The organism is Nocardia thailandica NBRC 100428 (assembly GCF_000308795.1).
Lineage (GTDB): Bacteria > Actinomycetota > Actinomycetes > Mycobacteriales > Mycobacteriaceae > Nocardia > Nocardia thailandica.
Window position 1 is genome coordinate 1 of record NZ_BAGK01000115.1, and the last position, 7,792, is coordinate 7,792.

7 protein-coding genes are annotated in these 7,792 nt (G+C 74.8%); 3 read left to right on the forward strand and 4 right to left on the reverse strand.

Annotation, left to right across the window (positions count from 1 at the left end; all coding sequences use genetic code 11):
• Positions 1-229, reverse strand: a 229-nt coding sequence (locus tag ON36_RS12080; protein ID WP_043651515.1) for an FAD-dependent oxidoreductase, incomplete at its 3' end; no start/stop codon positions are given.
• Between the two features lie 91 nt (positions 230-320).
• On the reverse strand, positions 321-1,376 hold the full coding sequence (hemE, locus tag ON36_RS12085; RefSeq protein ID WP_043651517.1) for a uroporphyrinogen decarboxylase: 1,056 nt from the start codon (positions 1,374-1,376) through the stop codon (positions 321-323).
• 197 nt (positions 1,377-1,573) lie between these two features.
• Here hemE and ON36_RS12090 point away from each other — a divergent pair, with 197 nt between their 5' ends.
• Positions 1,574-2,212 (forward strand): DUF3000 domain-containing protein, encoded by a 639-nt coding sequence (locus ON36_RS12090; RefSeq protein ID WP_083885086.1) that lies wholly within the window; start codon positions 1,574-1,576, stop codon positions 2,210-2,212.
• Positions 2,213-2,234: 22 nt separating this feature from the next.
• Positions 2,235-3,485 carry a ribonuclease D gene (locus ON36_RS12095; protein WP_043651520.1) on the forward strand — a complete coding sequence of 417 codons (1,251 nt, stop codon included), beginning with the start codon at positions 2,235-2,237 and terminating at the stop codon, positions 3,483-3,485.
• Between the two features lie 34 nt (positions 3,486-3,519).
• Here ON36_RS12095 and ON36_RS12100 read toward each other — a convergent pair whose 3' ends face one another.
• Both ON36_RS12100 and ON36_RS12105 read right to left on the reverse strand, forming a co-directional pair.
• Positions 3,520-5,322: a hydroxysqualene dehydroxylase gene (locus tag ON36_RS12100; protein WP_043651530.1), complete on the reverse strand. Its 1,803-nt coding sequence runs from the start codon at positions 5,320-5,322 to the stop codon at positions 3,520-3,522.
• Positions 5,315-6,730 (reverse strand): NAD(P)/FAD-dependent oxidoreductase, encoded by a 1,416-nt coding sequence (locus ON36_RS12105; RefSeq protein WP_052313900.1) that lies wholly within the window; start codon positions 6,728-6,730, stop codon positions 5,315-5,317. The genes ON36_RS12100 and ON36_RS12105 overlap by 8 nt, the downstream gene beginning before the upstream one ends.
• 188 nt (positions 6,731-6,918) lie before the next feature.
• On the opposite strand from ON36_RS12105, the gene ON36_RS12110 reads away from it, so the two are divergent.
• Positions 6,919-7,563, forward strand: a complete 645-nt coding sequence (locus ON36_RS12110) for a TetR/AcrR family transcriptional regulator (protein ID WP_043651523.1) — start codon at positions 6,919-6,921, stop codon at positions 7,561-7,563.
• Positions 7,564-7,792 lie beyond the last annotated feature (229 nt).

Sequence of the window (7,792 nt, forward strand, 5' to 3'; positions counted from 1 at the left end):
GATCCGCGATGCCGAGTTCGGTCATCAGGTCGAGCACTTCGGGCCGCCGCCCGACGAACGCCTCGGCGCCGAGATCGACCGTGCCCCCGGCGAGTTCGCCGGTGCGCAGCACTCCGCCCGCGCGCCCGGACCGTTCGAGCACGACGATGTCGGCGTCGGGAAACCGCTGCCGCAACCGATAGGCCGCCACGAGCCCACTGACGCCACCGCCGACCACCGCGATCCTCATGCCCCGACCGTAGTCCGCCGCGGCGCCGGGGCGCAGCCGCCCCCGCGCCGGTGTTTCCGGGATCACCGACGCCGCGCCGGGCGGCCGGGCCCTACAGGGAGTGGACCAGCTCGACGAGCGCGGTCAGCACGCCGGGGTCGGTGTCGGGCAGGACGCCGTGGCCGAGGTTGAAGATGTGGCCGGTGGCGCCCAGGGTGAGCGCCTCGTCGGCCTCGGCGGCGATGCGGCGGGCCTCGGCCTCCACGGCGGCGGGACCGGCGAAGAGGATGGCCGGGTCGAGGTTGCCCTGCAGGCCCTTGCCGGGACCGACGCGGCGGGCGGCCTCGGTCAGCGGGACGCGCCAGTCGACGCCGACGACGTCGGCGCCCGCCTCGCCCATGGCGCCCAGCAGCTCGCCGGTGCCGACCCCGAAGTGGATGCGCGGCACGCCGGCGTCGGCGACCTGGGCGAACACCCGCTCCGAGTGCGGCAGCACGAACTCGCGGTAGTCGGCCAGCGACAGCGCGCCCGCCCAGGAGTCGAACAGCTGGACCGCGTCGACGCCGGCGGCCAGCTGGGCCTGCAGGAAGGCGATGGTGATGTCGGTGAGCACCCCGAGCAGTTCGTGCCAGGTCGCGGTGTCCGCGCGCATCATCGCCTTGGTGCGCTCGTGGTTCTTGCTCGGCCCGCCCTCGACCAGGTAGGAGGCGAGGGTGAACGGGGCGCCCGCGAACCCGATGAGCGGGGTGTCGCCGAGCGCGTCGGTGAGCAGCCGCACGCCGTCGGCGACCGCGCCGACCTCCTCGGGCCGCAGCCGCGGCAGCGCCCGCACATCGGCCGCGGTCCGCACCGGCGCGGCGATGACCGGGCCGACGCCGGGCACGATGTCCAGGTCGATGCCCGCGGCCTTGAGCGGGACGACGATGTCGGAGAACAGGATCGCCGCGTCCACGCCGTGGCGGCGGATGGGCTGCATGGTGATCTCGCAGACCAGCTCCGGATCGAAGCAGGACTCGAGCATCCCGATGCCCTTGCGCACCTCGCGGTACTCCGGCAGCGACCGGCCCGCCTGACGCATGAACCACACCGGACGGCGGCTCGGCGTCGCGCCGGTGGCGGCGGCCAGGAAGGGGGCATCGGTCAACCGGCGGCGGGTGTATGTGCTCATCGCGACTCATCCTAGGCCGTGCCGGGCGCCCTCCCCACCATGCCCGCCGGGCGTGGGGTCGCCGATCGCCAAATGCGCCGTCCCCCTTCCGATTATCTCGTACGTCCGTACCGGATCGCCGCGTCCGCGCCCCGGTCGCGCACGTATTCGGCGCGCCTCCGCGCACGCCGCGCCCGCAGGGTCTACCGTGGCTCCTCGTGACTCCGCTCGACATCCGCGACGGCGCCGCACCTACCGGGGGAACTCCGCGTGAGCCGGCCTCCTTCCGTGCGGCGGTCGAAGCGATGGGCACCGCGACCGTGCATCCCCGCATCGAGCTCGCCCCCATCCGCCCGCCCCAACGTTTGGCGCCGTTCTCCTATGCGCTGGGCGCGGAGGTCACCCACCCCGACGCGGCCGTGGTGCCGATCGATTCCGACGGCGACGCGTTCGGCAGGCTGATCCTGCTGCACGATCCCGACGGCGACGAGGCCTGGCACGGGGTGTTCCGGCTGGTCGCCTACATCCAGGCCGACATCGACGCCGCCCTGGCCGCCGACCCGCTGCTCCCGGAGGTGGCGTGGAGCTGGCTGGTCGACGCGCTGGAGTCGCGCGGCGAGCCGTTCACCGCGCTGGGCGGCACCGTCACGGCCACCAGTTCGGTCCGCTACGGCGACATCGCGGGCCCGCCGCGGGCGCACCAGCTCGAGCTCCGGGCCTCCTGGACGGCGATGAACACCCAGATGCGTCGGCACGTGGAGGCCTTCTGCGAAGTGCTGGCCTTCGCCGCCGGTCTGCCCCCGGCGGGGATCACCCATTTACGGCCGGAGTCCTATACCCGCAGCGATCAACCATGATCGCCACGTAGAGTTGCGGTTTATGCCGGTCGCCGAGGAACCCATCGCAGCAGAGCCCCTGCTCGCCCCCGCCGAGGGGGTGCCCCCGGTGCTGGCGACCGCCGAGGAGGTGGCCGAGGCCGCGGCGAAACTCGCCACCGGGTCCGGCCCGCTGGCCGTCGACGCCGAGCGCGCGTCCGGCTTCCGCTATTCGGCCCGCGCCTATCTGATCCAGCTGCGCCGGGCGGGCGCGGGCAGTTTCCTCATCGATCCGATCCCGGTCACCGACGCGCTCGGCCCGCTGGCCGAGGCCATCAATCCGCTGGAATGGGTCCTGCACTCCGCCGACCAGGACCTCCCCGGGCTGGCCGAGCTCGGGTTACGCCCGGCCCGCCTGTTCGACACCGAACTGGGCGGGCGGCTGGCCGGCTACGAGCGGGTCGGCCTGGCGGCGATGGTGGAGAATCTGCTCGGCCGGACCCTGCGCAAGGGGCACGGCGCCGCGGACTGGTCGACCCGGCCGCTGCCCGACGAATGGCTCAACTACGCGGCGCTCGACGTCGAGCTGCTGATCGAACTGCGCGACGTGGTCGCCGCCGACCTGGAGGCCCAGGGCAAGACCGCGTGGGCGGTCGAGGAGTTCGAGCACGTGCGCACGCTCGGCCCGCCCGCCCCCAAGGCCGACCGGTGGCGGCGCACCTCCGGCATCCACACGCTGCGCCGCACCCGGCAGCTGGCGATCGTGCGCGAGCTGTGGCAGACCCGCGACACCCTGGCCCGCACCCGCGACGTGGCGCCCGCCCGCATCCTGCCGGACTCGGCGATCGTGGCCGCGGCGACCGCCGAACCGAAGTCCATCGCCCAGCTGCGCGCCCTGCCCGTGTTCGGCGGGCCCCGCCAGCGGCGCTACTCCCGGGACTGGCTGGCCGCGGTCGAACGCGGCCGCGCCGTCCCCGAGAAGGAGCTCCCGCCGCTGACCCTGCCCTACGACGGCCCGCCGCCGCCGAACCGCTGGGAACGCCGCGACCCCGCCGCCGCGGCCCGGCTCGCCGCCGCGCGCACCGCGATGGGCGCGCTGTCGGAGACCAACCACATCCCCGTGGAGAACCTGCTCTCCCCCGAACTGGTGCGCCGCCTGTGCTGGGACTGGCTGCCCGACTACCGCGACCCCGGGCCCGCCGAGGAACTGGCCGAGCGGGTGGACGCGTTCCTCGTCGACGGCGGCGCCCGGCCGTGGCAGCGGCGCCTCGCGGTACCCGCGCTCACCGAGGCGCTGCTCTCGCGCGCGGGCTGACGGCCGGCGGGCGGGGCCGTCCGCGACGCGCGGCTCAGCCGTCGAGCAGGTGCGGCAGGCCGGCCCGGTAGCGGTCCTGATCCAGGCGTTTCGCCAGCTCGAAGGCGGGCGGCGAGACCAGCGGCAGGACGTCGGCGCGACCGCCCGGATCGCCGGCGCTGTCCATGACGGCGTTGGCGGCGCGGCGGCCGGATTCGTTGGCGCCCTCCATGGTGGCCAGGTCGATGTGGCTGCGGACGTGGTCCCCGCCGAAATACAGGTTCGGGACGGCGCAGGACGCCTCGGGGCGGTCGTCGTAGGAGCCGACGGTGTTGACCAGCAGCGGGGTCGCGTTGTGGGTGACGCCACCGGACCAGGTGATGCCGGGGTCGAGGTGCCAGGAGGCGATGTCCTCGTCGCGCAGCCAGCCGGTGCCGGTGTTGAGCCAGGCCTTCAGCTGGGCCCACACCTCGGTGGCGATCTCCTCGGCCGAGCAGTCCTTGGCGCTGCGGCCGTACACGATGCCGGGGGTGTCCCAGTCGGAGATGTCGACCGACAGACACTCCACCGCCGAACCGTCGCCGTAGGTGGCGGCGAAGTCGCCGACCCACAGGGGCGCCTGGCGCAGGGCGGTCAGCGCCCAGGGCGAGCCGAGGGCGGCGATGTGGCCCTCGGGGATCTCGGTCGGGGTGCGCAGGTAGTACTGGATGCCGACCATCCAGTCGCTGATCAGCCTGCTCATGCCCTCGAGGCTCGGGTCCGCGGCCAGCACGGCCGGATCCAGCAGCGGTACGGTGCGGTCGACGGGCATGGCGCAGATGTAGTGGTCGGCGGTCACCGTCGCGCCGCCCGAGAGCCGCACCGAGCCCACCCGGCCGTCGGACAGGTGCAGCGCCGCCGCGCCCTGGCCGAGCACGAACCGCACCCCCAGCGCGCGGAGATGGGCCACCCACGGGTCGATCCAGGCGGCGTTGGTCGGCCGGTTCAGGATCCGGTCCACCCCGCCGGAGTACTCCGGCACCAGCCCGCTGCCCGCGAGCACCAGCGCCTCGCCGATGGTGCCGATCGTGCGCGCCGAGCTCAGGTGGGGCTTGGCGGCCACGGTGATCCGGGTCAGCGCGTTGACCAGGTACTTGCGGTAGGCCGCGGACTTCCCGTCGGCGTGCATGATCTGTTCCCAGGTCACGTACTCCCACTGCCCGAACCGGCGCTCCCGGCACGAGGTGAACCACACCAGCATCTGCTTGGCGAAGAAGGCCAGCTCGTGCGGGGGCAGCTGCGGGACGAAGCCGAAGGCGCCGACGAGGCTGTTCTGCAGCAGTTCCGGGGTCAGCTGGGTGACCCCGCCCAGCTCGACCGGCAGGAAGATCGGGGCCTGACCCTCGAACCCGGCGACGGTGCCCTCGACCCGCACCAGGTTGTCGCGCACGCCGTTCGCGTTGCCGGGGAACGGGATCCGGCTCATCGTGTCGGGCACGTTGCGGTAGCAGCCGGGGAAGAAGCGGAAGCCGTGTTCGCCGGGCAGGTCCTGCCTGCCGCCCGCCCCGGTGCCCGGGACGCCGAGGCTGCGGGCCTTGCCGCCGAGGTACGCGGGCTCGAACACGGTGACCGCGTACCCGCGTTCGGCCAGTTCGTGGGCGGCGCTGAGCCCGGCCATGCCGCCGCCGAAGATCGCCACCTCCCGGCCGCCGGTGGTGCGCAGCACGGGCGAGCGGGGCCCGGGCGCGGCGGTGGCGGTCCCGGCGGTCCCGGCGGTCCCGGCGGCGACGGCGGCCAGGGCGGCGCCCGCGGCCAGTCCGGCCCGTAGCGCGGTGCGTCGTGTGATCGAGGCCGGCGACGATGGCAGCTGATCAGACATGATGTTCTCCTGGTACTGCGGGAGGATGCGCGGCACCGGTCGCGGCAGGCGCCGCGGGAGGAACGGTGCCGCGCAACGTCGTTCGCGACACGACGCGGTCGGCCACGGCCTGCCGCAGTTCGCGCGCGATGTCGGTCAGCACGGCCGGGAGGCGGTCGCGCTGATGCCGCACGGCCCCGGCCGCCAGCCGCACGGCCCGGCGCGGGGTCTGCAGCTCACCGGGCCTGCGGGTGCGGGAGAAGATACCCGCGGTGAGCGCCGCCAGGTCGGGGTCGGCGGTGGCGCTGCGGTAGAGCTCGATCTCCAACGGCCGCATGGCCTCCCCGCGGGCGAGCCGGTTGGTCCAGTGGAAGATCTCGCGGCATTCGGTGATGCGGCGGCGTTCCCACTCGCGCAGGGCCGCGTCCAGGGCGGCGGGGTCGTCGAGGACCCGCGCGGCGGCGACGCCGAGCAGCCTGCCGTAGTGCAGGGCGTCGCGGATGCCCTGGGCGGTGACGGGGTCCTTGAAGTGGCCCGCGTCTCCGGGCAGCGCCCAGCCGGGACCGGCCGAGGCGCGGAAGTAGGAGGCGATGCCGGTCGCCGAGCGGACCCGGCCGACCCGCTCGCAGCCCTCCAGCCTGCGGGCCAGCGCCGGGAGACGGTCGATGGCCGCGGCGTAGCGACGTTCGGCCTCGCCGGGGCCGCGCGGGCTGTCCGAGACGGGCGGCTGGACCAGGCTCAGCAGCAGCCCGCCGTCGCAGGGGAAGGCGGTGCCCAGGTCCGCGCCGTCGCGCCACTGGGCGGCGATGTGGCGCGGCGCGTCCGCGCGGTCGCGCCAGTAGGCGAAGTAGCACTCCCGGCCGCTGGGGACCAGGTGGAACGGCCGCTCGGCGCCGACCTCGCGGGCCACCGTGCTGCGCCGCCCGTCCGCGCCGACCACCAGCCGCGCGCGGATCTCCCGGAACCGGCCGTCGGCATCGGCGTACCGCACGCCGGCGCAGCGCTCGCCGTCCCACAGCAGCGCGTGCACCCGGCTGCGCGGGCGCACGTCGGCCCCGGCCGACGCGGCGGTGCGGGCCAGGGCGGCGTCCAGGCCGGTGCGCCGCACGCACAGGGCGTAGTCGATCCCGTCGACGGCGGGGAACGCCGAGGCGATGCCGAATCCCGCGCCCTCGGCGAAGGCCTCGGTGAGCGGCGGCGCGCCGAGTTCGGTGACCGCGTCGAGGGCGCCGAGCCGCCGCAGTTCGGCCACGCCCGCCGGCCAGAGCAGGTGGGTGGACAGGGTGTCCGACGGGAGCCCCGCCGCGTCGAGGACCACGACCCGGCGGCCCGCCTCGGCCAGGGGGATGGCGGTGGCGGCGCCCGCGCAGCGGGCCCCCACCACGACCACATCGGCCCGTTCGCTCGTCGCGGCAGGAGTGTCGCCCATGGGACCGCCTCGGTCATGAAGTCTCGGACACGGTGTCCGATGATGATGAGGTCGGGTCGCCGGGAGTGTCAACCACCCTGGGGCACAGCGCGATTGCGGGGCGGCGCACCACCGCCGGGACCCGGGTGCACAATGGGCGGCATGTCAGACGTCTGTGTCCCCGCCCGGGGACCGGGTGCGGGGCGCCGATGCCGTCGCTGACCCGGGTCCCGCGATCGGCGCGCAAACCCCCCGAGGACCGGCGCGCGGAGTTCGAGCGCCGCGTGCTGGCCGCGCTCGAGGACCTGCTGGCCGACGGCACCCCGTTCACCGAGATCGCGGTGCAGAGGATCGCCGCCGCGTCCGGCGCGGCCCGCTCCACCTTCTACCGGTACTTCCCCGACAAGAGCAGCCTGCTGATCCGGATGGCGGACCTGGCCACCACCGATCTCTTCGCCGCCGCCGAACACTGGTGGGGCGCCTCGCACACCGACCGCCAGGCCGGGGTGACCCAGGCGATGCGCGCCATGATCGGCGGTTTCCGCAGGCACCGGTACCTGCTGCTGGCACTGAGCGAGGTCGCCGCCTACGACCGGGAGGTCGGCTCCTACTGGCACACCCGGGTGACGGTGTTCGCCGAACTGATCCGCGCCCGCCTCACCGCCGACCAGGCCGCCGGACGCGTGGCACCCGCCCTCGACCCCCGCGCGACCGCCCTCGTGCTGACCTCGATGGTGGAACGCACCATCGCCGTGTCGTTCTCGGCCGACACCGGCGTCACCGACGAGGAGCTGGCCGCGTCGCTGGGACGCGCGATCTGGCTCGTCGTCTACGGCGACGCCCCGCGCGGCTGAGCCCGGCAATCGTCCGGCAGCCGGGGCACGGACCCCAACCCGCGGCCCGCCGCGACCGCCGGGCGGGCACGGTCGGCGGGCCACCGCCAAGGGGGGATGACGGGCCCGCGCCGCGGATTCCGCTCCGCGTCAGCGGGTCTCGAGCCAGCCGCTGATCCGCCGGGCGATGTCGCCCGCGGTGAGCCCGAGTTCGCCGAGGGCCTCCCCGCGCGCGGCGTGATCGAGGAAC